Genomic DNA, 26403 nt, shown 5'->3' on the forward strand with positions numbered 1-26403 from the left:
GTTTTTTTGTCTGTTCCAACCGTTGTAGTTACTGTATTGGTGATAAATTTCTTTACCTCACTCCCCAGGTTTGTTTCATATTTAAATTTCTGGGTGTGTCCGCCGCTCATCTTCCATGGATCACCCGGCTGGGCCACTTGCAGCACCCTGTCCAATGGAGAATTTTCAATCTCCTTTTCTGTGTAGGCATTGGCAGTCCCATAATAGGAATTTGCCGCAGTTTCATTCACAATCCCGGTATGAATGGCCGAATTGAGCGAATTGGCAGGAACAGGAAGAATATCCTTAACCTGTCTTCCAAATCCATCATAGGTAATGGGAGTCACCAGATCTTTCCCGGTAGTGGTGGCTTTTACACTGATAATCTGTTTGGGCCTTCCTAATCCGTCAAAATAGGTAATGGTTTCCGTTTTCTTGCTGCAATCCCCGCTCAGGCAGGTTTTAGAATGTATATAGTTTTCTGTAGTGCTTTGTGCATAGGCCGTCATGGCTGTAAACAGCAGACCTATTAGTTGTATTTTTTTCATGGGTGTTTACTGTTTATAGTTATACTTGAATTCTTTCACTACTTTGAAGCTATAGTTTCCGGCGTTGTCTCTTTCCCTTATCTGAACCTGTTTCAACCGGTTGGCAGTATCATAGACATAGAGTTCCCTAACTCCTGATGGTGGTGTGATGGTCGTTACTCCCACCAAGGGATCGTAGGTATATTTGGTTACCATCCCCACAGGTTGGAAGGCATCAAGAGCCAATAAGAGTTCAGCTTCTTTGGCTGGGTTAGCAGCATCTTCATTGGATTTGGCTACGATAGTACTGATCATTCCTTCGATTTGACTATAGGTAGAGCCTACCACTTTGGCAATCGGCTTGGTCTTGTTATACCCCCAGACAATACTCACCGGAGTGCCGTCTTTCTCCCTGTATTGAAGGATATTTCCTTTTTCATCGTATTTTTCATAAGATACCTCCTTAGAGGAAACAGTTGGGTTCAGAGTATCATAGGAATATTCAGACAACGGAAGCACTAAGTTTCCGGTGATAGCATGAGGCACAGCAGTGGGATAAATAGTTTCTTCACGTGAAGTTACTTTGGTGATGCCGTTTACTGTCTGCTGGGTTTTGGTTTCCAAAGGAATCCCGATCATATTTTTGGAAATCATGAGCTGGTTATTTTTCTCTTTAGCATATTGATAATAGCTTGAATAAGTATCCCCTCCTAAAACACTTTGTGTTTCAGATAATGGATAATCTTCAGTATTATATATATAATCAGTCATGGTAATTAATTTATTCTGAACTCCATTTTCGTAGAAATAAGAAGTTTCTTCCTTTTTGGAAGGTAAGGTAACTCCGAACTTCTCAAAGTTTTTATAAGGTGTAGTAAGAGCTATCGATATTCCTGTTTGGTTTAGAGCAAATTGATAGTTCGTAAAACTAAAAAACAGGGAAATCATTGAATTGTAAAAGTTATCAATCAGTTTTACCCCGTCATTTTTAATAAATTCCGACGTAGTATATTTTGTATTCGTTTCTAAAAGTATTTTTCCTGCTTCATTATATTTTTTTTCTGAAATAACCTGTCCTCTAAGGTAATCTTCATTGGGAATTGGACGAATCGGCATCTGAAGAGCCATTGTGGAAGTATTTGGATAATCCAACGGTGATCTGTAAGTATATACCGTCTTTCCATTTGTATTTTCATCTTTATCAATCTCCTGTACTGTTACATATTTATATCCCACATCAGCCCCTTGAGTCTTTTGAACAGGGAGAATATTGTAATCAGTTGTTACGTCAAAATTAGCACTGTAAATAAGAGTAGGATAGACATGTTTGTTATTATACGAATAGCTATACGTATATTTATTGATTGGTTCAGGAAATACCAGTGAACCACTGCTTTTCTGTGCATTTTCAATATTTTTATAATTGTAAACATATTTTTTCGAAGGATCTGCCGAAGAAGCATCGGCAAAATATGCAATGCTATTAATCCTTAAACCTCCCCCCTTACGTACTTTTTCTTCAATAAAAACATCTTCTACGGTTGTTGCCTCAAACCCATCTGCCGTATCACCTGGAATTGATACAGAAAAATTACCTTCCAAAGAAGCATAATAAACACCAGGTTCAAAATAAACATCGTAATTATATTCTGAATGGATTTCACTTCCTCCATCCACTCCTCCTGTCATACAGGTAGGAGGAGGTCGGTTACAGGTTTGGCTTCCATTACCTGCTTCATAGACTTTTACAAAAGTATTATCACCTGTCTTTTTATATATCTTAAAGATCCAGTTATAATAAATCAGATTTCCCAATATATAATGAAGCTTAACATATTGTGCCGTATTTACTGTGAAAAATGGTTGTTTGTAAGTAGTACTAAATTGCCCAAAATTGATATATGCCCCAAACTGTTGTGTTTCTGTATGACCTGTAACCTCTTCCATTACTGCACCATTATAGTAATGGCTGTAATCATTCGAATCAAAATCAAAAACGGTCTTTCCTTTCGTAGGGTAAGTTAAAGATTGGAGAACATCTGTTTTAACACCGCTACCTTCACCTTTGTAATATCCCCATTGATCTTTCACAAGATTACCAGTTGGAAGAGTATATTCCATCTTATATTCCTGATTTTGACCGTTAGGAGTTATTTTTGTTACTTTGTTCAACAGCATTTTGTTTTCTGTTTTCTGTTGACCGCTAGTTTGCTGGTAAGTGGTGTTAGTATATTTATAATCAAACACATACTTATCAGTATACTGAGAAATACTTTGACCAGCATAGTTAGATTGAATAGACTTCAGTTTATACATTTCTGAAGATTCCTTGTAATTTGTATCTAATCTTCCTTTTTCATAGTTGAGATAAATCGTTCCTTTTCCTATCACCTCAACGCTTGTAAGAAGCATTGTTAACATCTCATTATTCACCGTTTGAGATTCGATAGCACCAGGCATACTATCATCAGGATTATCTAACCCTCCACTAGTATTATTGGCAGTATTATAGTAATAAACATCTTTCGCAAGTCTACGGGTTATAGTAGGTGTCTCTTCAAACTTTATTACTGAGGAAAGTTCATATTTGAAAACAGCTAACGTAATATTGTTTTGATCTTCAATCTTTGTCAAATGAAAAGAAGACCAATAATTATCCATTTCATAACTTGAATCAATATTCGATTGCAAATTGACTAATCCTGTTTTAACTGTTGTAATCGACTGATGCGATTTTTCCATTGGACTGAAAATATATCGTATTCCTTTGTCATCAACTATCGTAAAAGAATTAACCACTCCTTGAGAATCTGGTGTACAGATGATCTGAAGATTATTTTTATCCAGTTTTTCTATTTTATAGTTTCCTCCGGCATCTTTCGCAATATAAAACCGACCTGACTGACCCATAAAATTATACTGATACAAATCATATTCTGTATCAAATTTCCCCAATCCTGAAGCATATTTATATTCATTTTGATCATAGGGTTCATCCCTCATCAATTTACCCGTAGGGTTATAGACTTCGTTATAAATACCAAATTTCACTTTTGGTGGAGTTGAGAATCCAATAGTTACGTTTTTTTCATCAATACCTCCTCCTCTGATAGTTCTGGATATTGTCCCACCTGCTATTAAACTCCACCCTAAACCAGTTTCTCCTGATCTGTCCTCTGGTTTGGCACTTAAAGGATGGTATTTAAGCTGTACTCCAATTCCGATTTCTGTCCCACTGGTTGACATACCTACCAATGGAATACTTATGTCAGGAATCCCTGTATAATAACTTACCGGAACTTCTTCGAACTTCATTAGATTGTTCGCAGTAGGTGCTGCAGCAAACATCTTATTAATATCACCTACATAACTTTTACTTCCACTTCCTGGTGAGGTTTGAGCATAAAGTGTATGGCTCCAAAAAGCTATTAACAAAATAATAGCTGGAATATTTTTTCTCATAAAATATGTTTATTTTTTGATCAGCTTAGAGCTGGCAGTTTTACCTGTATCTGTTTTTATCGTCACCAGATAAGCTCCCTGAATCAAAGCCTGGGTATTGATCTTAGTAACTTTATTCTTAGTCTTTAAATTCTGAAGCTGCCTTCCACTCATATCATACAACAAAATATCAGCCTCCTTAAAATCAAAGCCGATTTCTACATATGCATAATCAGATACGGGATTCGGATAGATCTTAATATCATATTTTTCGATTAACTGATCTACCTGTTTGTCTCCCAGTTTTACAATCTTCCAGTTCTCTTTCCCCAATTCTTCTGCGCTGGTTCCTGCCAGAACAATAGAACCATCTCTATTAAGTTTTAAATCCGAAAGCCTTTCTTCCTTTTTTCTTGATTCACCTTTGACGTGCTTTCTCCACTGCTCGGTACCATTCTGATCCAGGTACAGCATCCAGAAAGTTTCATCATCAGTTTGTATTCTCCCCTCAGCCTGAGTATAGCCTCCTAAAAGAATACCTTTGGAAGATTTGTCATCTGCTGAATTCAGGACGTTCATTCCCATCAGAATATCTCTGTTTCCAAAGCTGTAGGATTTTTGAAATTGCTCATTTCCGTTTGGGTCTAATACAATCAACCATAAATCCGTTCCCTCTTCTATTCCTACCGTTTTATTGCCTGATCTTTCCGATCTTGATTCTCCACCAATGATGTATCCGGCAGAAGTTAAAGCCAATGTTCTCAAGTGATCATCTCCTTTTCCTCCGAAATTCTTTTCCCATTCTACTTTTCCGGTTTTGTCGAGTTTTACGATCCAGTAGTCGCCTTCACCGAAATTTTCAGTTTGTTTCGAGGTGCGGGATACGGGGTTCGGGGTGGTTTCACGTGTACTTTCTGATGATCCCGAAACACGAACCTCGGAACTTCTGGAATAAATTCCCAATAAAGCTCCTCCATCTTTCGTTGGAATCATCTTCTCAACTTCGTCTAACCCTTTTCCGCCTAAAACTAATTGTGATAATTCTTTTCCGTCTTTGTCTAATCTAGTGATCAAAACATCTTTTGAACCGTAACCTTTAGAGGAGTTTTGTACATTGCCAGCTACAATAAACCCTTGATCTGTAGTCTGAATCACGGCTCTTGCTTCTTCATCTGAAGATGTTCCTATCGTTTTCTGCCACAATTGGTCTCCAAATTCATTGATTCTGATCAACCAGATGTCTGAGCCTCCATTAGAATCATCCTTTTTATCAAGACCTTTTCCTGAATATGACGTTCCAGAAATAAGAAAACCACCGTCCTGAGTAGTGACAGTTGAAGACAGATAGTCATGATTGTTTCCTGAAAAGTATTTTTCAAAGACCAGTTCTCCCTGCTGATTTAATTTTACCAATTTGAAATCATAGCCGTTGTTTTGCTTACTTCCAGCCTCCAGCTTCCCGCTTCCTGACTGTATAGAACTTCCTGTGATAAGGTATTGCTGATCAATGGTTGTAGTGACCTGGCTTAGAAAATCCTGGGTAGAGGATTTGATGTCCTTCTGCCATACCACTTCCTGAGCAGATAGGCCCAGGGCTGTGCATAAAGTGAATGCACCGAGATAGATTTTTTTCATTCTATGTTTTCTGAGTTAGTAATTAGTTATTAAAACGCAGCGAATTTAATACTTTTTAAGACATGAAAATCACTTTAATGTGGTATCCTGTAAATCATGCTATTTATCATTAAATTCTCTGTATATTTTTCATTCTGTTAATGCAAAAATATCTACCCGAAGCGACAAAACTTGTCGTGTTAAAATAAAAAAGGGCCAACTCAAAAGAATTGACCCTTCCAAAAAACATTAACTGTTTATTGATAGAATTATGATGTTTTATTTCCAGCCTCCACCTAAACTTTTATAGATGTCGACTACAGTGCTGAGCTGTTTTTGTTTTGCTTCTATAAGCTCCATTTTAGCATCCAATGCATCTCTCTGGTTCAGAAGAACTTCAAGATAATCTGCTCTTGAATTACGGAACAACTGATTGGCAATATCAATAGACTGATCCAGGGCTTTTGTTTCCTGTGATTTTAACTGATAATACTGATCTATGTTTTTAACTTTTGACATCAGATTGGCAACGTCCAGATAAGCATTCAGAATAGTTTTGTCATATTCGTACAACGCCTGAACCTGTTTTGCATCTGCTGTCTGGAAATTGGCTTTTATTGCACTTTTGTTAATCAGCGGACCTGCCAGTTCACCTGCCAGATTATAGGCAATTGATTCCGGCAATTTAACAAGATAGGATGGTTTGAAAGCTTCCAGCCCTAATGTTGCAGAAATTTCCAAAGAAGGATAGAATTCTTTTCTTGCAGCTTCCACATCTAATTTTGAAGCCTTTAATTCCAGTTCTGCCTGCTTAATATCAGGACGGTTGGCTAATAACTGAGATGGAATTCCGGTATATACTGTGGGAGGAATGGTAGACATAAAGTTTTCCTTGGTTCTCACAATTGGCTGCGGATATCTTCCCAGCAAAGCATTGATTTCATTTTCCTTCTCTGTGATCTGCTGGCGGATTGTATATTCTGCGGCTTTGGATTTCGCCAGTTCTGCTTCAAATTTTTTCACTGCCAGTTCTGTTGCAGCAGCAGCTTCTTTCTGAATTTTGGAAATTTCCAATGCTCTCTGCTGAAGCTTGATGTACTGCTGTATAATATCCAATTGGTTATCAAGTGCCAATAACTCATAATAATTATCCGCAACTTCTTCAATAAGATTAGACAAAACGAAGTTCTTCCCTTCCACCGTAGAAAGATAATGAGCAACTGCAGATTCTTTTTCCGTTCTGAGTTTTTTCCAGATATCAATTTCCCAGCTTGCGTTTAATCCTGCTCCAAAATTACCAAGCGGATCAGGCATTTCTTTTCCTGGTTCAATCTCTGTGGTAGCATCCCCTGCACCTTCACTGGTATAGCGCCCTGCTTTTTTCAATCCTGCTCCTACTCCTGCAGAAACAGTTGGACTCAATCTTCCTTTTTTAGCTAAAACACCACTTTTAGCAATCTCAATCTCCTGAAGAGTGATCAGCAGCTCCTGATTATTTTTTAAAGCAGTTTCAATAAGGGTTACCAGGTTTGGATCAGTAAAAAACTGTCTCCAGGGTGTGGTTCCGCTATTGTTGTTGGCATCCTGCTGCTCTTCCTGATTAAAGTTCTGAGGAATATTTTCTTTTACCTCATCTTGTATAACAGTCGCCATCGGTGCCTTACAACTTGCGAGTACAAGTGATAAGGCAATGGCGATGATTATATTTTTAGTCTTCGAATTTTCCATCATGTTCATAAGGTTCAGTTTGTTCTGTTAAAGGATTCTCTTCTTCATATCTCGCCAATCGTGACTTATCAGCAATGGTTCCGAAGATATAATACAATCCGGGGATAATCATCAATCCGAAAATAGTTCCGATTAACATCCCTCCTGCTGCTGCTGTACCAATGGTTCTGTTACCAATCGCTCCCGGCCCCGTTGCAATTACCAATGGAATTAATCCGGCAATGAAGGCAAATGAGGTCATCAAAATCGGACGGAAACGGATCGCAGCTCCTTCAATAGCAGCTTTTGCCACTGGGATGCCTTCTTCGGCTTTCTTCTGTACGGCAAATTCAACAATCAACACCGCATTTTTACCTAATAGTCCGATCAGCATAACCATCGCTACCTGTGCGTAAATGTTATTCTCCAATCCTAAAAGCTTTAAGCATAAAAAGGCTCCAAAAATACCTGTAGGCAGAGATAAAATAACCGGAAGCGGAAGGATGAAACTTTCATACTGTGCGGAAAGAATCAGGTAGACAAATCCTAAACAAACCAGGAAGATAAATATAGCTTCATTACCACGGCTTACTTCGTCTTTAGAGATACCCGCCCAGTCGATACCAAAACCTCTTGGAAGTGTTTTATCTGCAACTTCCTGAATCGCTTTGATCGCCTGGCCACTACTGTATCCGGGAGCAGGCGTTCCACTTACTTCTGCAGAGTTATACATATTGTGTCTTGTAATCTCCGATAGTCCGTATACTTTTTCAAGCCTCATAAAATCTGAGTAGGGAACCATCTGGTCTTTATCATTTTTAACATACAGCTTCAACAGGTCAGTTGGAAGTGCACGATATTGAGGGCCAGCCTGAACAATGACCTTATACGGCCTGTCAAAGCGGATGAAACTCGTTTCATAGTTGGAACCGATCAATGTAGACAGGTTATCCATTGCTTTTTCAATGGTTACTCCTTTTTGCTCTGCAAGATCATTGTCTATCCTAAGCATATATTGCGGGAAACTTGCAGAATAGAATGTAAATGCCGAACCAAGTTCCGGGCGCTTCTTAAGCTCCTTCACAAAGTCATTACTTACCTGTTCCATTTTATGATAGTCGCCACTTCCTGCTTTATCCAGCAAACGAAGTTCAAAACCTCCTGCAGCTCCATATCCGGGAACGGAAGGCGGCTGGAAGAATTCAATATTGGCTCCCGGAATATTTTTGGCTTTTTCCTCAAGCTTTTCAATAATTTCTGCAGCTGATTCTTTACGTTCTTCCCAGCTTTTAAGGTTGATCAGACAGGTTCCTGAATTGGATCCGGTACCTTCAGTCAAAATCTCATATCCTGCAAGAGAAGAAACGGATTGTACTCCGTCAATATCTTCAGATTCCCTCAAAAGCTCTCTGGCAATCTGATTGGTCCTTTCCAAGGTGGATCCCGGAGGTGTCTGAATAATGGCATAAATCATTCCCTGGTCTTCAGCCGGAATAAATCCGGAAGGTAAAGAGTTGCTCAGGAAGAATGTGCATGCACAGAATGCTAATAACAGCGGTAGTGTTATTGTCTTTTTCGTCACTGTTTTATTCAACAGCTTTTCATATCTCCCTGCTCCTTTTGTAAACAGGTTGTTGAATTTATCGAGGAAAAGAGTAACCGGAGTTTTCTTCTTAGCTTTTCCATGATTATTTCTCAGGATCAGAGCACATAATGCCGGTGTCAAAGTAAGTGCCACAACCCCAGATAAAATAATGGACGAAGCCATTGTAATGGAGAATTGGCGGTAGAATACCCCAACCGGTCCGGACATAAATGCAATCGGGATAAATACCGATGCCATTACAAGTGTAATTGCGATAATTGCTCCACTGATCTCATGCATGGCCTCTTCTGTTGCCTTTAACGGAGAAAGATGTTTTTCTTCCATCTTGGCGTGAACAGCTTCAATAACTACAATCGCGTCATCTACCACAACCCCGATGGCCATTACCAGGGCAAATAGGGAAATCATATTCAGAGTAATTCCAAAAGCGGACATGACAGCAAATGTTCCCACCAATGAAACCGGAACAGCTAATGCCGGAATCATTGTTGAGCGCCAGTCTCCAAGGAACAGGAATACTACGATAGCAACCAGAATAAAGGCCTCAAACAATGTGTGGATAACTTTTTCCATGGAGGCATCCAGGAATCTTGAAACGTCATAACTGATGTCATAATGCATTCCCTTAGGGAAGTTATTTTTTTCAAGATCTTTCATCAATGCTTTCACATTTTTGATAACGTCACTTGCATTGGATCCATAGGATTGTTTTACGGTGATCGCAGCTGAAGGTTTTCCGTTCAATGTGGAATAAATATCATACATGGAACTTCCAAACTCAATATCGGCAACATCTTTCAGTCTTACAGATTCTCCGTTCGGTTTTGCTTTTAAAATAATGTTTCCGTAATCTTTTTCATTATTGAAACGACCAGGATATTTTAATACGTACTCGAAAGACTGAGAGCGTTTTCCTGAACTTTCACCTGTTTTCCCAGGAGAAGCTTCCAAACTCTGCTCATTCAGAGATTCCATTACTTCATCTGCTGAAATATTATAAGCTGTTAACCTGTCCGGCTTAAGCCAGATACGCATGGCATATTCACGGGTTCCCAGGATATCTGCAAAACCGACACCACTTACCCTTCTCAATTCAGACATTACATTGATATCTGCATAGTTGAAAAGGAATTTCTGGTCAGCTTTAGGATCATCACTGTACAGGTTAATATACATCAACATGTTGGGTTCTTCACGCGTGATTTTTACTCCTTCACGTACTACCAGAGGCGGAAGTTTATTAACTACTGAAGATACACGGTTCTGCACGTTTACTGCAGCTACATTGGGATCCGTACCCAGATCAAATACAATCTGAATGGAAGCTTCCCCGTCATTTCCGGCATCTGAAGTCATGTATTTCATACCGGGAACTCCATTTAATCCTCTTTCTAAGGGGATTACTACGGATTTAATCAACAGTTCGTTGTTGGCTCCGGGATATTCTGCGGTGATATTTACTTTAGGCGGAGAAATGGAGGGAAACTGTGTCACCGGAAGTTTTACCAATGACAATATTCCCATAAATACAATAATCAATGAGATTACTATGGACAGAACTGGTCTGCGAATGAATTTCTTAAACATACTGTTTCGTTTTAGAGACCACTACTCTGCTTTTAGTTTCAATGATTGAAGAACTTTCTTAGGATCCTGGAATTTTGTTTTCACTTTCTGATCATCCTTTACTTTCTGAACGCCTTCCAAAAGAATCTGATCGCCTTTTGAAATTCCTGATGCCACTACATACAAGTCCGGAAGTTCATAGGCTACTTTGATATTTCTGGATTTAGCTACTCCATTTTTATCAATCACAAATACATATTTCTGATCCTGAATCTCATAGGTTGCTTTCTGCGGAATGATCAATGCATTATGAACCGGCATTGACATCTGTACTTTTCCGGTTTCTCCGTTTCTCAGAAGTTTATCAGGATTAGGGAATTTGGCACGGAAAGCAATATTTCCTGTTTCATTATCAAATTCTCCTTCAATCGTCTGAATTTCTCCTTTTTGTGTATACATTTCTCCATTGGCTGTAATCAGAGAAACCTGGCTGCTGCCACGGTCTGAAGCATGAGTCTGATAGCTCAGATATTCCGGTTCAGAAACATTGAAATAGGTATAGATACTTGTATTGTCTGACAATGAGGTCAGCAAATCGCCTTCATCTACAAGGCTTCCCAGCTTCAAAGGAATTCTGTTGATAATACCGGAAAACGGTGCTTTGATGTCAGTAAAGGAAAGATGGATCTGAGCCAGTTTCATTTCTGCATTGGCAGCATCCAGCTTGGCTTTTGCCATTGCTCTTTCATTTTTAGAAACTATATTGTTTCCTGCTAATGTACTTGCGTTTTTCAGCTCAATGGAAGCCTGTTCCACTTCTGCTTTTGCTTTTAATAATTCTGCCTGATACAATTTAGGCATGATCCGGAACAATGTTTGTCCGGCCTGTACGTACTGGCCTTCATCTACAAAGATTTTTTCCAGGAAACCTTTTTCCTGAGCTCTCACTTCAATGTTTTTTACAGATTGAATCTGGGCTACATATTCTTTATTGATTACGGTATCCATTACCACAGGAGATGTCACCGGATATACGGTAACTTCTTCTTTTTCTTCTTTTTTCTTATTGCAGCCAACTGCCAACAGAAGGACACTCAGCGCAATTCCCGAAACAACTCTCTTTATCATAATTCTAGAGTTTATATAAATCGTTAATGTTTTGATAGAATAAAACGGTAATAAAAGCGGTACGATGTGATGATTACCGGCATACACAGCGTAAAGTATTTCTACCCGGAATCAGGCAGAAAATCAATAAAAACGGGGAATTCTTAAATTCTAATGGAACGGATAAGAATGAATCTTTTGGTAGATAGGCCAAGAACAAAACCATGAATATCCGGTTTTGACCGCTTACAACTTTTCAATCCAAAAATATAAACAAGACTGAAAACTCCGGCAAAAACAACAATAGCCTGCCATACATCAGACAGCTGGAAATCGTTTTCGGTAAGTTCTAAAGTGGAATTGTCTACATTATCTGCCATTTGCTGAATAGAGAGCTTTTCAAAAGTCTGATTCAGGCGGTTGGCTCTTTTGGGCATATGATGAGAAACATGACCGGAATAGTCATTTCGAAGCGTTTTAACGTTGAGTCTGCTTTCCACTACAAAGAGCAGAAAAAGACCGGTTAAAAAGTATACTATAAAGTTTCTCATTTTGAAGTTGCAAATGTACACCCAGATTATGATACTATCATAGCAGATTAACAAAATTTAACTCTCCTTTAAAATACCTGAAAATAAAAGGATGAAAAGTATTTAATATTTCCTTTATTTAAGCATAATTCAAGCAATTCTAATCTTTCATCTGTGCTCATTTAAAATTTCAAATATTAAGCCACTTTTTCGGATTTAAGGAAATTTTAATTTTAATGCTGTTGCTTTTTTGAACATTTCCGAGTATCCCGGTATTCTATTCTGCCCCCTCCCTTATCCAAACCTAAACTTCATCATAATTTCAGATTATTAACATTAACTTATTGTTGTTCTCTTCTTTTTGAGTTATTTTTGCCAAAAATTTACACAACAAATGAAAAATGAAGAAAAACTACTTTATCCTTCTGGAAAAAAATCCTTTTAAAAATCCTGAATTAACAAGGTTTATCCTAAATTTTCCACAATAATTATTACTTTCTGTTTCGTGAATTCTGTTTCAAAAAACTGTGAGTTAAATGAGCTAATATTTTAATTATCTGTTAGTTTATGAAAAATTAACACATATTTATTAAAAATATTTGTAAATTTATATAGCATTAATATCATAATTCATGAAACACTTTAAAATCACTTATCACTATGAAAAATTTATTATTACCAATCCTTTTTGGATTGACCATTATTTCCCTAACAGCGTGTAAGCATCCCGGAAAAGAAGCTGAAACCATTACCGCTGCTGCCCCAGAAAATACAGATGACATTTCAAAAAATGTGTATGTTGACAGTTATGGAGAAAAAATAGAAGTGACCATCAACAATACCAAAAATACAGCAACAATACATTTAAACGGTAAAACTTTTGACCTCAAAAAAAGTGATGCTTTACCTGAATATACAGCCTCCAATGAAGAGTATCAATATTCTGATATTAAAGGCAATATCACTTTCCTGAAAAAGAATGTAGATATGGTTCTGTTTCATCTTAAACAGGCAAAAAAAGAGTCTGGTCCCGCAAAAATGGCATCGTATTAGCATAGGGATTAGCAATTCATATTAAAAAAATAAACATTATGAAAAGTTTATATTATTATTTTTCAGCACTTGTTATCGCAACATTTTTAGTTGTTTCGTGTACAACACAAAATGCTCAAAAAGCGACGACTGATATAACAGGAAAAACGTGGAAACTTACGGAACTTAACGGGAAACCGATTGAACTGAAGAATCCTAAAAACAATCCTTATTTCAAACTTGAAATGGATGGAATGAGATATCAGGGACATGCAGGATGTAACGGTTTAGGAGGGACATTTGAGATCAAACCTGAGGTAATGAGAATTAAGTTCAATCAGGGAATGTCTACCATGATGGCTTGTGAAGATCTTGATATTGAAAATCAATTTACGAAAGCAATCCTGGCAGCAGATAATTATTCTGTAAACGGAAATACTCTTACATTAAACAAAGCAAGAATGGCTCCTTTAGCTAAATTTGTTCTTCAGTAATTGAATCTCACTTAAATAAAAAAATAAAGACGCCCTATTTATACGGCGTCTTTCTTATTTATCTTCTTTTATTGTAGATCATATAGCATATCAGAAGGCTGACATTGACCAGAACAGCAAATGCGTTTGACAAAATAATGGGAAGTTCATCTTTTGCAAAGCCATACCATACCCACAAAGAAAGCCCTGAAATTAGAACCAGCAGCATGAGTAAGGAAATATCTTCCACATTTTTTTCTCTGATTACTTTGACAAGCTGTGGAATCATTGAAATGGAAGTGAGAACTCCGGCAACGATACCTAATATATTTTCATCCATAGATTTTCAGTTTGGAAATTGATACTAATATAAGTTATTGAAATCTTTTCCATGAAACTTCTTCATGCAATGGAACATCTTCTTCAATAAAACGGAATAAATCTCTTGCAAAATAGCAACCGTTGAGGATACCACGGGCACCAAGCCCGTTAAAAACGTAAAGATTACCGAATGTTTCATGTCTTCCAATGATGGGTCTTCTGTCTTTTACTGTGGGGCGGAATCCAAAATGTACTTCTTCCACTTCAAAATCATAAGGATAAAATTCTGAAAGTCCCTTCACCAATTGGTCAACTGCTGATTCATCAATGTGATGGTGAAGCTGCTCTCTGTCATAAGTTCCACCATAAAAATACAGTCCGTTTCCGGTTGGAAATAAAAAATGTTTTTTCTTAATGGTTATGTTTTCAGGAATTGGCTGGGAAAGTTTCACCCTGATGTGGTGGCCTTTGTTAGGATTCACGGTGATCTCCGAAAAATAGGGATTGTCTTTCACCCCCATTCCTTCACAGAAAATAATATTTTTGAAGGTATAATCTTTATAAGTGGATTCAGAAGGATTTAATTTTGAATAATCAAATTTTTCCTTTATCAATTGATCATTTTTTTCAAAATAATTGAATAAACCATTAAAAAATCCATTAACATTCAATCTAGCAGATTGATTCACCTTTCCTGTAAGAAAGTCGTTTTTTACCACCTCTAAACGATCAAAATTCTGATCAAGAAAATTCGACAATTCTTCATTTGCTGATTTTTTCAGCCATAAATTCTGTTCATTCTCATCATGAAAAATTCTGTGAATAGGAGCATTGATCAGATAATTTTCCCCTGTATATGATTCTATTTCTTTAAGACTGTCTTTTAGAAAATCTATTTGTTCCTGCGCTTTCCAGAATGTGGTAAACTTCTTCAGGACCACAGGATTGATAATTCCTGCTGAAACCTGGGAAGCACTTTTTCTTCCTTCCGTAAAGATGACAAAGGATTTATTATTTTTAATTAACTGGTGAGCCAGAAAAAGTCCTGCATATCCGTCTCCTACAATAATATAATCTACATTTTTCATAATAAAAAAAACCTGAGTAAAAATACTCAGGTTTTCTATAAATATCAAGTGAAATCTAGTAATTCCACATATCATTTTCCATGTCAAGAATCTGTGCTTTGATTCTGTCGCTTTCTTCCAGCTGCTCCTCAGCATTTCTAGGAATATAGTCTTTAATAGTACCATCTCCTAAACCGCTTGAAGATTTGTAGATAATAGAAGAGAATCTTCTTGCATTGATAACATCATCGAAAGATAAGTCAGCAGAAGAATTTTTTCTATTGAAAACATAGTTGTTTGCTAAAATATCACGAGCACTTGGATAATAAATCCAGAACAAGTCGATCAGTTCATCAGCACCAGCTAAAGGTTGACCATCAGGACCAATTCTTCCAACAGATGTCGGATCCGGACCCATAGCTGCGATACCAAGCGGTCTGTATTTCATCTGACCATCTCTTTTATCGATAAACCACATACCCATCACTTTAAGAACTTTTACTTTATCAGTAGTTGTTCTGATGATATCTGTTAATCTTTTCTTCTCGTCTTCTGTAAGTGTTCTTCCAGAGTTAAGGATATCGATAGCTTCTTCGTCAAGTCTTACACTTTCCAATCTTTTCTGAATGGCTTCCGGTGAAAGTCTGGTAACGAAGTTTTCGTCATCATAAACTTCTTTGATGTCACCTTTAAGGGCTCCATCAAGTAATAATTGATATAATGATCTTGTAGAGCTGGAAAGAAGACCATCCGGATTGTCATAATAAAACGGCTGGTTGATCTTATCATTCATATCAATGATTTCCCAAACAAACATACTTTTGTAAATATCCTTGTCATCAACGAAACCATATTCAAGAGGCTTTACTTTATTGCTGATAACAGTATCCCCTGCTTTTCTCATTGATTCAGCTCTCATTTGTCTGAATTCCTCAGGAGAAGCAGCATTCAGAATAGTCTGGGAAAAAGCGAATCCCGAAACTAAAACTAAAAGGGTGCTAATATATTTTTTCATAATATGATTTTACAAATTAACCTTATTGAACATTAATAATTACAGGTGAAATTTCCTTAAGTCTCTGGTTACCCAATCCTGTAGCCGTAGCCTGAATATCATAAATCTGAACTACATCACCAGGTCTAAGGTTTCTAAGCATACCTTCTGCTCCTGATAGTGAGCTACCTTGAATCAGAGTACCTGCTTTTCCTGGAAGCTTAATAATAAAGCTATTAACAGTGAATGAAACAGGGAAGTCAAAGTCTGGTAAAGTAGCAGAAACAATCTGGTTAGGAATAGAACCTACCGGCATAAAGTTTACAGCTTTACCTCTGATCTGACCTTGTGGTCTAGGGATATTCTTAATTCTATATTCAAATACCTGAGAAACTGTTTTACCATATGGATCTGTTCCTGATAATGTTAACTTCACTACATTTCCTGTTGTAGGAGTAACATTCCATTTACCCTGACCTGTACTCTTCACAGTAGCTCCTGCTGCAGATAATGAAAGTTTAGAATTGTCAGCACCTAAGATTGATCCTGAAACAGGGTTCTCAAGTCCTCTATACATTACATTCATCTTATCGGCAGAAAGTAATAATCCTTTTTCAAGTTTTACTTCTCTTGGTCCTGCAATTACATTATAAGTATGTGTCCAAGGGAAAGACTGAGGTTTCCCTGAAGCATCTGTTAATGTAATCGTACCTCCTAATTTATGTTCACCAATTCCAGAACCTGAAATTTGCATAACACCTTTACCGTTTTCTACTCTGCTTACTCCAGAGATGCTGATCTTGTTACTGTTAGAATAAGTTCCCAGCATTACTTTTACTTCAGCCTGTTTTCCTGCCTGGATATCTACCGGACCTGAAACAATAGGCTCATAGCTTGAGAATTTAATATTCGCATCTACTTTTTCCTGAAGTAATAGTGCCAATGCATCAGACTGAACGTTTCTGGCATCATTTTGGATAATTTCCAAATTAGATATCGCAGCGATTAGCGGCTGATGGTAAAATTTATTCTGAAACCAGGTCTTTTCATTGGGAGATGTTCCTTTAGGATACTCCGCAATAAGAGACTTATTGGCTCTCGCTACTAAATCCTGTAACTGGGCATTGCTTCCGAAAGTAGCATTGATGTAGTTTCTTACATCATCAATTTTAGCTTTCAGATCCAGTGCATTCTTTGATGGAGTATTTTCATCTCCTTCCTTAAAGAAATATTCAGTAGTCGCTTCATTATTGTTAAGTGCAGCAAAGTTTTCACTTACATCAATATCCTTTCCTGTTTGAGGATCCTTATCGTGAAACTCAGATTGTTTTTTCAACAAATCTTTAACATCCTGAGCAGATTTCACCAATGCATCAATTTTGGTTTTCAGTACTTTGTACTGAGCCCAAGGCTGTGCGTAAGTATCAGGAACTTGCTGAGCTTTAGCTTCCAACGTTCTCTCAAAGATCTTCTCGTTCTTTCTTTCTGTTAAAGTTCTGGTTTCATTCAATGCTCTGGTAGAGTCATAGTATGATCTGATGATTTCTGCATCAATATTTAGGGCCATCATCGCGATGAACACCAAATACATCAGGTTGATCATCTTCTGACGAGGGGTCTGTTTTCCTTGTGCCATTCTCTTTTCTTTGTTTTTTGATTAAGTAGTTAAATTTAGAAATGGTTAGGAATTAAGACTTCATAGCAGTTAGCATACCACCATAAACTCTATTTAAGTTATTAAGATTAGATGTTAAACCTTGTAGCTCTTGGTTGAATTTTTCAGATTGCTCTGCAGATTTCTGCATATCAGCAACATACTTGTTAGCAAATTCAGATTGTCTCTTACCGCTTTCAAGCTGCATTGCATACAGTGCATTCATACTTTCCATATGCTGAGCTGCTTTATTCAACTGGTCGTTATATTTATGAGTAGAAGCAGATACGTCAACAGTCTGATTGATCTGATCAACAGAGTTTGAGAATTTATCAATTCCTGTTCTTAATCTTTCAAATAATTGAACGTCTAATCTGGCATCTTCAAGCATTTTATCCAATTTGCTGGAAAGAGAGTTTTCCAATTCAGCAAATTGAGCGCTTGTATTTTTAGTTGTTACATTAGAATGTAAAGGATTTGGATTCGCATGTTTATCTAATAACTCAGGATAAACATTTTCCCAGGCATAAGACTCTTCAGTTTTTGGAGGGTCAAATGCAAAGATGATAAAGATAATAGCCTCAGTAATAAGTCCTACAGTAAGCGCGATGTTACCATTAATAGGTCCTAAGGTAATGTGAGTAATTTTAAGCCAAGCTCCAAGAATTACAATTGCAGCACCGAATGAATAAAAGAAATTCATCCAAGCATCTTTAGTCTTAAACATATTGAGTTAGTTTTTTTAATGTTAAATAAAATTGTTATTGAAAATTGTCTGATTAGTTATCTGTTAACTCTTCTTGGTTTAACGGCTGCTTCAGGAATGTCCTGTACAGTTCTGAATCCGATATAGCTTCTTGCGGAATCTTTTCTTTCCCAATCTCTCGCACCTGTCATCAGTGCATATCCTATATCTTTCCAAGATCCACCTCTTACGGATTTCTTCGTATCCTTTTTATCCTTAGTAGAAGGATTTAATGTAGAAGTGAATCCAGCTGAAGAGTTGTTAAAAGAAGATAATGTCCATTCAGAAACGTTTCCAGCCATATCAAATAACCCAAACCCATTTTTCTTAAATTTCTTAACTGGAGCTGTATATGTATAAGTACCTTTTTTCTCGTCTTCCATGTAGTTACCTCTCTTAGGCTTGAAGTTGGCAAGGTAGCAACCTCTGTCATCCATTAAATATGGACCACCCCAAGGGTAAGTAGCATTTTGCATACCACCTCTGGCAGCATATTCCCATTCAGTTTCTGTTGGAAGACGGAATACTAATGGTTTTTGTTTTTTTCTTTTTAAACTTTCGTTGTAATCTGATTTCAATTTAGATCTGAAGTTACAATAAGCCCTTGCCTGATCCCAGGTAACCCCGACAACAGGATAGTCTTTATAAGCCTTGTGCCAGAAATACTGTTCAAACAATGGCTCATTGTAAGCAAAGTGGAAATCTTTTACCCAAACTGTAGTATCAGGATAGATCGCGATACTTTCACTTTTCAGGTAGTTAGCTCCTCTTTCGTTATCTGCAACAGCAGCGTCCATATCTCCCCAACGGTAAGTATATTTCAGCTTACTTACATCTAAAATTCTTTCGTTTCCAATTCTTGAAGAAGAAGGCAGATACATAGATTCTAAAACTTCTGCGTATTCTACATCCGGATATTTTGATGTGCTCCAGTGTAAAGGGATTTTCCAATCTAATCTTTTGCTGGCATCATAGCTTCCGTCTTCACGGCCGCCCTGGCCTTCCATATATTCTTGATAAGGTGTTAAATTTTCTTCTTTTTTAGCAAGGTATGCGTAATCTCCTATGCTTGCTCCTTTACGTCCACCTTCGTCACCACCTTCTCCGGCAGCTTCAGCTAGTAAAGTTCTTGCGATAGAGTCTCTTACATAATTGATAAATACTCTGTACTCCGCATTGGTAGTTTCTGCTTCATCCATGAAGAAAGAAGAAACAGTAACTGTCTTCAATGATGCTTTTTCAGGCGTATTTGTCGGATCCTGGTCTGCTAAACCAGCAACAAACGAACCTGCAGGAATTGCGACCATTCCGTATGGTCTTTCCGCAACAAATGATTTAGTTTTTTCTCTTGGTATCAATTCTCCTTTTGTTCCTGGCTTCCCTACAGAAGAGCTGCCACCACCTGAACAAGATACCGATGCTACCGACGCAGACAATAATAAAAGAAATATCCTTTTCATGTTAATTTTTATAATTAAGCCGTAAATATATAATTTTTTTAAGAAACTTTTAAGATTTTTTTTGAAATAACGGAAGAAATCTAAATTTATTTTATTTACAACAACTTTTTATTCCACGGTAACAGATTTTGCAAGGTTTCTCGGTTGATCTACGTTGGCTCCTCTATATACTGCAATATAATAAGCAAGCAGTTGAAGAGGTACGGAAGCAACGATTGGAGAGAAACATTCTGAAGTTTCAGGGATTTCGATAACATAATCTGCCATTTCGCTCACCTGACGGTCTCCTTTATTTACTACAGCGATAATTTTACCTTTTCTCGCTTTAATTTCCTGAACGTTACTCACAATTTTATCATAGTGGCCTTTTCTAGGCGCTATAATTACAATCGGCATGTTTTCGTCGATCAGGGCAATCGGACCGTGCTTCATTTCTGCAGCCGGGTATCCTTCTGCATGGATATAAGAAATTTCTTTTAATTTTAATGCTCCTTCCAGGGCTGCAGGATAATTGTATCCTCTTCCCAGATAAAGGAAATTGGTAGCTTTCACAAAATCTTTTGCAATATTCTGCGTAAGCTCATGAGTGGTATTTAACACATCTTCAATTTTCTTAGGAATAGCATCAAGCTCAGCAATTAAGCTCATAAATTCAGCGTTTCCTAAGTTTCCGTTGTGTTTTCCTAATTTAAAGGCAATTAAAGTAAGAATGGTAAGCTGTGCTGTAAATGCTTTGGTAGAAGCAACCCCGATTTCCGGGCCAGCATGGGTATACGAACCTGCATCTGTAATTCTTGCTATAGAAGAATCTACAACATTACATATACCATATATAAATGCACCTTTTTCTTTTGCTAATTTTAAAGCAGCCATTGTATCAGCGGTTTCTCCGGACTGAGAAATAGCAATTACCACATCTTTATCTGTAATGATCGGGTTTCTGTATCTGAACTCTGATGCATATTCTACTTCAACAGGGATTCTTGCATATTCTTCAATCAGATATTCTCCGATAAGACCTGCATGCCATGAAGTACCACAGGCAATGATAATAATCCTGTTGGCGTTTTTGAATTTCTCAACATGATCCCAGATTCCTGCCATTTTAATAACTCCTTCATCTACAAGAAGTCTACCTCTCATTGTATCGTGTACAGATTTAGGCTGCTCGAAGATTTCTTTAAGCATGAAATGCTCGTATCCCCCTTTTTCTATCTGTTCAAGGCTTAATTTAAGCTCCTGAATTTCAGGCTCAATTTTAGAGTTTTCATTGATGGTTCTGATATCTACTCCGTTTTCAAGAGAGATCGTTGCCATATGTCCTTCTTCAAGATATATAGCTTCTTTTGTAAATTCTACGAAAGGAGAAGCATCAGAAGCGATAAAATATTCTTTATCTCCGATTCCGATTGCTAAAGGAGATCCTAATCTTCCTACGACCAATACACCTGGATAATCTTCATGAAGTACAGTGATGGCATATGCTCCATATACTTCATTCAATGCATATCTCACTGCTGTAGGGAAATCAATTTCAGGATTAAGATCCATAAAATACTGGATAAGGTTTACCAATACTTCAGTATCTGTCTCTGATTTGAAAGTGAATCCTTTTTCAGTAAGCATTGTCTTAATGGTATCATAGTTTTCAATAATACCATTGTGTACAATTGCAATTTTCCCGTTGTTTGACAAGTGCGGATGGGAGTTTCTGTCACTTGGAACTCCATGGGTTGCCCAACGGGTGTGTCCCATTCCAATTTTAGACTTTCCTTTTAGCTCTTTGGAAATATTCACCAAATCCTCCACTTTACCTTTTGTTTTTTCTACTTCCAGCTTGTTATCTGAACCTTCTAAAACAATTCCGGCACTGTCATACCCTCTATATTCCAATCTTCTAAGACCATTAATTACAATTTCATAAGCGTCTTGAAATCCTGTATATCCTACTATTCCGCACATATTTTATTTTGTATAGTGTTGTTTGTTGTTCTATTTTTTCGTTCCATAAGTCACCAATAACTGGATTCTCTTCGGATTCGTATTGGTTTTATCTACTCCTGTAAGAATAATTCTGTTCATATCAAATGCTCTTGTTGTATTACGAACTCCTAAAAGGGTTCCTGTAGCATTGGCAGCAAATGTTCCTGCGCTGATTATTAAAGGTTTATTAACAACCAGCTGTTCAGTTCCATCTACTGTTTCTTTCTTCCCTTCTACAAGATCCTTAACTGTTTTTGTTACGACAAAATCATAATAACCTGGCTCAGGTTTATCTTTAAAATAATACAATCCAAGTCCGTTGGTAAGATCTGAAGTGAACGCCAGTTTTTTGTAATCAATTTTACCACCAGCATCTAATGTATTGGTTAAAAGTGAAAATCTGCGGTCTTCGGTAGAACCTGTATTTTTCCATGTCGCAGCATCAAGATAGATTCTGATTTTAGCACTTACAATACCTGCTTTATCTTTAACAAAAATATCCTTAAGCTTTGCAATCGTCTCATCTTTTATCTTAACTACCACTGAAGGTCCTCCCATTCCCTGAACAAAAAGTCTTTCATCACCTTCACTAGGATTACTTGCAGCCAATGCAGCCGCAACAGATGATCCGGATCTGCTGTATTCATACAGACCGAGATGCGCATTAGAACCTCCTAAGTTGAAATTAAGGGTTGTCTGTGGTCTTGTTGTTGTTCCGTTCTCTGTTTTATCATATTTATAATACATGATAAGCTGTAAATCATTAGGAGAGAACTGGTAAAGATATTTATCCGTTTCATCTACTGAAATTTTTATTCCTTTAAAATATCTGATGAAGTTGGAAGCATCCTGAAGCTCAGGTTTTCCTTTTTTATCAAGAATATGAGTCTGGAAAAAGTCCGTATTACTCAACTTCATTCTGAATCCTAAGTTTCCGGTAAATACAACTGAGTTGTCAGATTTTTTAGTGATAGATGTAGAATTGATAGTACCGTCAAATACTCCTGATCCCAGCAGTTCACCAGTACTTATTGTTTTATTGGAACGTTTGAAACTGTCATCATTTGCATCGATGAACGTGGTTACTTCATGTACGTTGATTTTCATTGATTTTGAACCTGCTGTTTTACCGTATTTACGAACAGGGTACATTTTCTTTTCAATGGAAACTGCTGTAGCAACTCCATCTACCGGGAAATCAGTTTTCTCAAATGTTTTTGTTTTTAATGAATCGCCTTCAAAGAAGTAGGTATTCGCAGCAGTATTTGCAGGTGGTCTCACTACAAGAACTACAGAATCTACTTTTGGATTCGCTCCGTTAAAATCATAATTATCTACCGGCATTCTCAGTTGAGTAACATAAGAAGCTTTCTGCATTCCAAACTGGTTTTCAGTAAATGCTCCAAGAACACCTACATAGGAAGCCGCACCAGATTCGCTTACCGCACTGATCAGTCTGGCAGCATCACTTCTGATTGAATCGTTGTTACTATAATTGTATGCGATAACGGGATATGCAATTTCATTACCTTGTGCTGCATCATCATTAAACAACTGCTCACCAAGAGAATCCGGATCCGGTTCACAGTTATGAAGGAATGTACTTCCGAAAAACGCCATCAAAAGTATGGCGAAGGTCCTTTTAAGATTATGAGTCATTAAAAATGTGTTTTTTAATAAAGTTGATTTATTGAATCTATGTCCAGATACTCTGATTTTTGGGTAGCAGTTTCGTTGAAAGCCTTATCCAGATCTTCATCCAGAAACTCATCACCTTTCACAACGGCATCTACATAGTTCATACTTTCGATAACAAAACTTTTAATCGTTGGGTTATCTAACGCTTTTAATCCTGAAATATTATCAAACTGCAGTTTTTCGTCAATCTTTTTATCCAGGTCGGCATCTTTCTCATTGTAAAGAGAAAGTATAATTTTTGCGTCTTTGAAATAAGTATCTGATTCGTAGTACGTTTTAAGATAAATTGGAACAAAAGAAGACATCCATCCATTTAAATGGATAACATCTGGTACCCAGTTTAGTTTCTTAATGGTTTCAATAACACCTCTGGCAAAGAAAATAGCTCTTTCGTCATTGTCTTCAAAAGGGTTTCCTTCATCGTCGAAATAATATTGTTTTCTTTTGAAGTATTCTTCATTGTCAATAAAGTAAACCTGAAGTCTTTCCCCCGGAAGAGACGCTACTTTAATGATCAGAGGCTGATCCAGATCATTGATAATAATATTCATCCCTGAAAGACGGATTACTTCATGAAGCTGGAATTTTCTCTCACTTATTTGTCCAAATCTTGGCATAAAAACTCTTACATCATTGCCTTCTTGGTGCATCTTAAGTGCCATTTTGTTTACCACTGCAGCCATATTTGTATCTTCCTGATATGGATACATCTCTGTAGTAATGTACAGTATTTTTTGATTCGGCATAAACTTTCTATCTAATTTTTGTAAAAATGCTTTAATGTGCAAAATTACAAAAAAACATCCAACATTATTTTAATTAACATTTTTTTACGAAAATTCCCTTTTCAAATTATTAAAACCACATATTATTATGCGATATTTTTAGTATTTTTGAAATAGTATTAAAATAAACTATGGAAGTTCTAAAAAACAGAAAAGTCCTTCAGGATTTCATTGAAAGACAGAAAGAAATGGGAAAAAGAATTGGCTTTGCCCCTACCATGGGTGCCCTTCACAAAGGCCATCTTTCTCTGTATGAAGAGGCAAGAAAGGAAAATGATCTTGTTATTTCTTCGATTTTTGTAAATCCAACTCAATTTAACAATCCTGAAGATCTGGAAAAATATCCAAGAGATGTCAACAGAGATATATTGATTCTTCAGAATTCTGGCCTTGTAGATGCAGTTTATATTCCGGAAGTAGCAGATATTTATCCTGAGAAAGCCGAAAGCCAGCGATATGATTTTGACGGACTGGAAAATGAGATGGAAGGTAAATCAAGACCGGGCCATTTTGACGGCGTAGGAACTGTTGTGGAAGAACTTTTCAGACAGGTACAGCCTGATAATGCTTATTTTGGTGAAAAAGATTTTCAGCAGCTTGCTATTATTAAAAAAATGGTAGAGAAAAAGCATCTTCCTGTTAAAATAACCGGAGTTCCTATTTACAGGGCAGAAAACGGACTGGCGCTAAGCTCAAGAAATCAAAGACTTCATGAAGACCGGAGAGAAGCCTCTAAAGTAATTTATGAGACTTTAAAAAAAGTAAACGACTGGTTCAGAACGGTTACGATTCCGGAAATCAAGGAAAGAGTAGCTGATATTTTTGATGATCAGCAGGGAATGAAACTGGAATATTTCCTGATTGCTGATGAAAAAACATTACAGGAGACTGATTTTTTCTATAAAGACAGAAGCTTCAGAGCATTTATTGTAGTGGTAGTAGATGGTGTAAGATTAATTGACAATATGCATCTGGATTAATCTTTCCAGATTTAAATATCAGATCCCTGACTTAGGTCGGGGATTTTTTTATTGAATAAAGTAAGGCAAACATTATTTTACAACCTTGATGCATACAAAAATCAAAGGCCTCCTGAAGGAAGCCTTTGAAACACCAAATCACAAAATATTAATATGAAAAAAATTTACTTTTCAGTAAACTTGTGACCCGGCTGGGATTCGAACCCAGGACCCATACATTAAAAGTGTATTGCTCTACCAGCTGAGCTACCGAGTCGGCCACAATTAAAATGAAATAAATTTCAATATTAATTATAAAATTTTCTTTGCAGTGCCTGCGACTGGACTCGAACCAGCACATCCTTAGGAAACCACCCCCTCAAGATGGCGTGTCTACCAATTTCACCACGCAGGCAATAAAATCACAAATTAAGTAATTATTATTGCTAGTGACCCGGCTGGGATTCGAACCCAGGACCCATACATTAAAAGTGTATTGCTCTACCAGCTGAGCTACCGAGTCGGCCACTTGTGCAACAAGTTTTCATTTAAGTAATGTCCCTTGTTTTAAGTGGTGCAAAGATATGACTTTTTTCTTTATCTCAAAACTTTTTCGCAAATTTGTTCAAAAAAAATTCATGGTAATTTCATTGATCGGATACATGGGAAGTGGCAAATCGCACATTTCCAAAATATTAAGCGAAAAAATCGATTTTAAATTAATTGACCTCGATAAAGAGATTTCCAGAAGAAATAAATTAACCATCCCCGAAATTTTCGAGAAAAAGGGAGAGATTTACTTTAGAAAACTGGAAAGGGAGGCACTTGAAGAGATATTGGCTTCTGAAGAAAATGTAGTTTTAAGTCTTGGCGGAGGAACCCCGGTGTATTATAATAACATGGAGATCATTAATCACAACTCCAAGAGCGTTTTTTTAAGAACCGGAGTGGGAACACTGGTGGAAAGACTTTCAAAGCAGAAAGAAAAAAGGCCGCTGATTGCCAATATATCAGATGAAGACCTTCCGGAATTTATTGCCAAACATTTATTTGAAAGAAATCAGTTTTACAGCAAAGCACAATTCACTGTCGGGACAGATTCCAGAGAACCGGAAGACATCGTTAACGAAATAATAGAAAAGCTCTATCTCTAGA

The 26403-nt window shown here is 37.1% G+C and carries 20 protein-coding genes and 3 tRNA genes; 4 read left to right on the forward strand and 19 right to left on the reverse strand.

Annotated features, from left to right (window positions below; all coding sequences use genetic code 11):
• From DEU40_RS08770 to DEU40_RS08800, 7 genes are all read right to left on the reverse strand, one after another.
• On the reverse strand, nt 1-527 hold a 527-nt coding region (locus DEU40_RS08770; protein WP_228406474.1), incomplete at its 3' end, for a DUF6443 domain-containing protein.
• 6 nt (nt 528-533) lie between these two features.
• Nucleotides 534-3968, reverse strand: a complete 3435-nt coding sequence (locus DEU40_RS08775; RefSeq protein ID WP_110009499.1) for a hypothetical protein — start codon at nt 3966-3968, stop codon at nt 534-536.
• 9 nt (nt 3969-3977) lie between these two features.
• Complete coding sequence (locus tag DEU40_RS08780) at nt 3978-5582, reverse strand: T9SS type A sorting domain-containing protein (RefSeq protein WP_110009500.1); 1605 nt, start codon at nt 5580-5582, stop codon at nt 3978-3980.
• Nucleotides 5583-5840: 258 nt separating this feature from the next.
• Nucleotides 5841-7298: a TolC family protein gene (locus DEU40_RS08785; RefSeq protein ID WP_110009501.1), complete on the reverse strand. Its 1458-nt coding sequence runs from the start codon at nt 7296-7298 to the stop codon at nt 5841-5843.
• The gene (locus tag DEU40_RS08790) at nt 7270-10461 is read right to left on the reverse strand and encodes an efflux RND transporter permease subunit (RefSeq protein WP_110009502.1); all 3192 of its coding nucleotides are present in this window, start codon (nt 10459-10461) and stop codon (nt 7270-7272) included. The genes DEU40_RS08785 and DEU40_RS08790 overlap by 29 nt, the downstream gene beginning before the upstream one ends.
• 21 nt (nt 10462-10482) lie before the next feature.
• Nucleotides 10483-11565 carry an efflux RND transporter periplasmic adaptor subunit gene (locus DEU40_RS08795; protein WP_110009650.1) on the reverse strand — a complete coding sequence of 361 codons (1083 nt, stop codon included), beginning with the start codon at nt 11563-11565 and terminating at the stop codon, nt 10483-10485.
• Nucleotides 11566-11711: 146 nt separating this feature from the next.
• Nucleotides 11712-12098 carry a hypothetical protein gene (locus DEU40_RS08800; RefSeq protein WP_110009503.1) on the reverse strand — a complete coding sequence of 129 codons (387 nt, stop codon included), beginning with the start codon at nt 12096-12098 and terminating at the stop codon, nt 11712-11714.
• 639 nt (nt 12099-12737) lie between these two features.
• Between DEU40_RS08800 and DEU40_RS08805 the strand changes: the two genes are divergently transcribed.
• Together DEU40_RS08805 and DEU40_RS08810 are read left to right on the forward strand one after the other, a co-directional pair.
• Nucleotides 12738-13130: a multicopper oxidase domain-containing protein gene (locus DEU40_RS08805; protein WP_110009504.1), complete on the forward strand. Its 393-nt coding sequence runs from the start codon at nt 12738-12740 to the stop codon at nt 13128-13130.
• Between the two features lie 38 nt (nt 13131-13168).
• Complete coding sequence (locus tag DEU40_RS08810; RefSeq protein WP_110009505.1) at nt 13169-13603, forward strand: META domain-containing protein; 435 nt, start codon at nt 13169-13171, stop codon at nt 13601-13603.
• Between the two features lie 58 nt (nt 13604-13661).
• On the opposite strand, the gene DEU40_RS08815 is transcribed toward DEU40_RS08810, so the two are convergent.
• The 9 genes from DEU40_RS08815 to DEU40_RS08855 form a co-directional block, all read right to left on the reverse strand.
• The gene (locus DEU40_RS08815) at nt 13662-13922 is read right to left on the reverse strand and encodes a SemiSWEET transporter (protein WP_110009506.1); all 261 of its coding nucleotides are present in this window, start codon (nt 13920-13922) and stop codon (nt 13662-13664) included.
• Between the two features lie 34 nt (nt 13923-13956).
• Nucleotides 13957-14991: an NAD(P)/FAD-dependent oxidoreductase gene (locus DEU40_RS08820; protein WP_110009507.1), complete on the reverse strand. Its 1035-nt coding sequence runs from the start codon at nt 14989-14991 to the stop codon at nt 13957-13959.
• Between the two features lie 55 nt (nt 14992-15046).
• Nucleotides 15047-15985, reverse strand: coding sequence for a gliding motility protein GldN (gene gldN, locus DEU40_RS08825; RefSeq protein ID WP_110009508.1), 939 nt, complete (start codon nt 15983-15985; stop codon nt 15047-15049).
• Nucleotides 15986-16007: 22 nt separating this feature from the next.
• Nucleotides 16008-17600 carry a GldM family protein gene (locus DEU40_RS08830; protein WP_110009509.1) on the reverse strand — a complete coding sequence of 531 codons (1593 nt, stop codon included), beginning with the start codon at nt 17598-17600 and terminating at the stop codon, nt 16008-16010.
• A gap of 52 nt (nt 17601-17652) precedes the next feature.
• The gene (gldL, locus tag DEU40_RS08835; RefSeq protein ID WP_110009510.1) at nt 17653-18345 is read right to left on the reverse strand and encodes a gliding motility protein GldL; all 693 of its coding nucleotides are present in this window, start codon (nt 18343-18345) and stop codon (nt 17653-17655) included.
• Nucleotides 18346-18401: 56 nt separating this feature from the next.
• Nucleotides 18402-19823, reverse strand: a complete 1422-nt coding sequence (gene gldK, locus DEU40_RS08840) for a gliding motility lipoprotein GldK (protein WP_110009511.1) — start codon at nt 19821-19823, stop codon at nt 18402-18404.
• Nucleotides 19824-19931: 108 nt separating this feature from the next.
• Nucleotides 19932-21785, reverse strand: coding sequence for a glutamine--fructose-6-phosphate transaminase (isomerizing) (glmS, locus tag DEU40_RS08845; protein WP_110009512.1), 1854 nt, complete (start codon nt 21783-21785; stop codon nt 19932-19934).
• Between the two features lie 30 nt (nt 21786-21815).
• Nucleotides 21816-23465: a DUF4270 family protein gene (locus tag DEU40_RS08850; RefSeq protein WP_110009513.1), complete on the reverse strand. Its 1650-nt coding sequence runs from the start codon at nt 23463-23465 to the stop codon at nt 21816-21818.
• Between the two features lie 14 nt (nt 23466-23479).
• Nucleotides 23480-24250 (reverse strand): glycogen/starch synthase, encoded by a 771-nt coding sequence (locus DEU40_RS08855; RefSeq protein WP_110009514.1) that lies wholly within the window; start codon nt 24248-24250, stop codon nt 23480-23482.
• Between the two features lie 170 nt (nt 24251-24420).
• Between DEU40_RS08855 and panC the strand changes: the two genes are divergently transcribed.
• Complete coding sequence (panC, locus tag DEU40_RS08860) at nt 24421-25269, forward strand: pantoate--beta-alanine ligase (protein WP_110009515.1); 849 nt, start codon at nt 24421-24423, stop codon at nt 25267-25269.
• Nucleotides 25270-25452: 183 nt separating this feature from the next.
• Here the strand turns inward: panC and DEU40_RS08865 are convergent.
• The 3 genes from DEU40_RS08865 to DEU40_RS08875 all read right to left on the reverse strand — a co-directional run bounded on the left by DEU40_RS08865 (nt 25453) and on the right by DEU40_RS08875 (nt 25771).
• Nucleotides 25453-25525, reverse strand: a tRNA-Lys gene (locus tag DEU40_RS08865).
• 55 nt (nt 25526-25580) lie between these two features.
• Nucleotides 25581-25663: transfer RNA gene (locus DEU40_RS08870), tRNA-Leu, on the reverse strand.
• 35 nt (nt 25664-25698) lie between these two features.
• Nucleotides 25699-25771, reverse strand: a tRNA-Lys gene (locus DEU40_RS08875).
• Nucleotides 25772-25886: 115 nt separating this feature from the next.
• Between DEU40_RS08875 and DEU40_RS08880 the strand changes: the two genes are divergently transcribed.
• Nucleotides 25887-26402, forward strand: a complete 516-nt coding sequence (locus DEU40_RS08880; RefSeq protein ID WP_047428102.1) for a shikimate kinase — start codon at nt 25887-25889, stop codon at nt 26400-26402.
• The last annotated feature ends 1 nt before the right edge of the window (nt 26403 follow it).

The organism is Chryseobacterium sp. AG844 (assembly GCF_003182335.1).
In the GTDB taxonomy this organism is placed as follows: Bacteria; Bacteroidota; Bacteroidia; order Flavobacteriales; family Weeksellaceae; genus Chryseobacterium; species Chryseobacterium cupriresistens.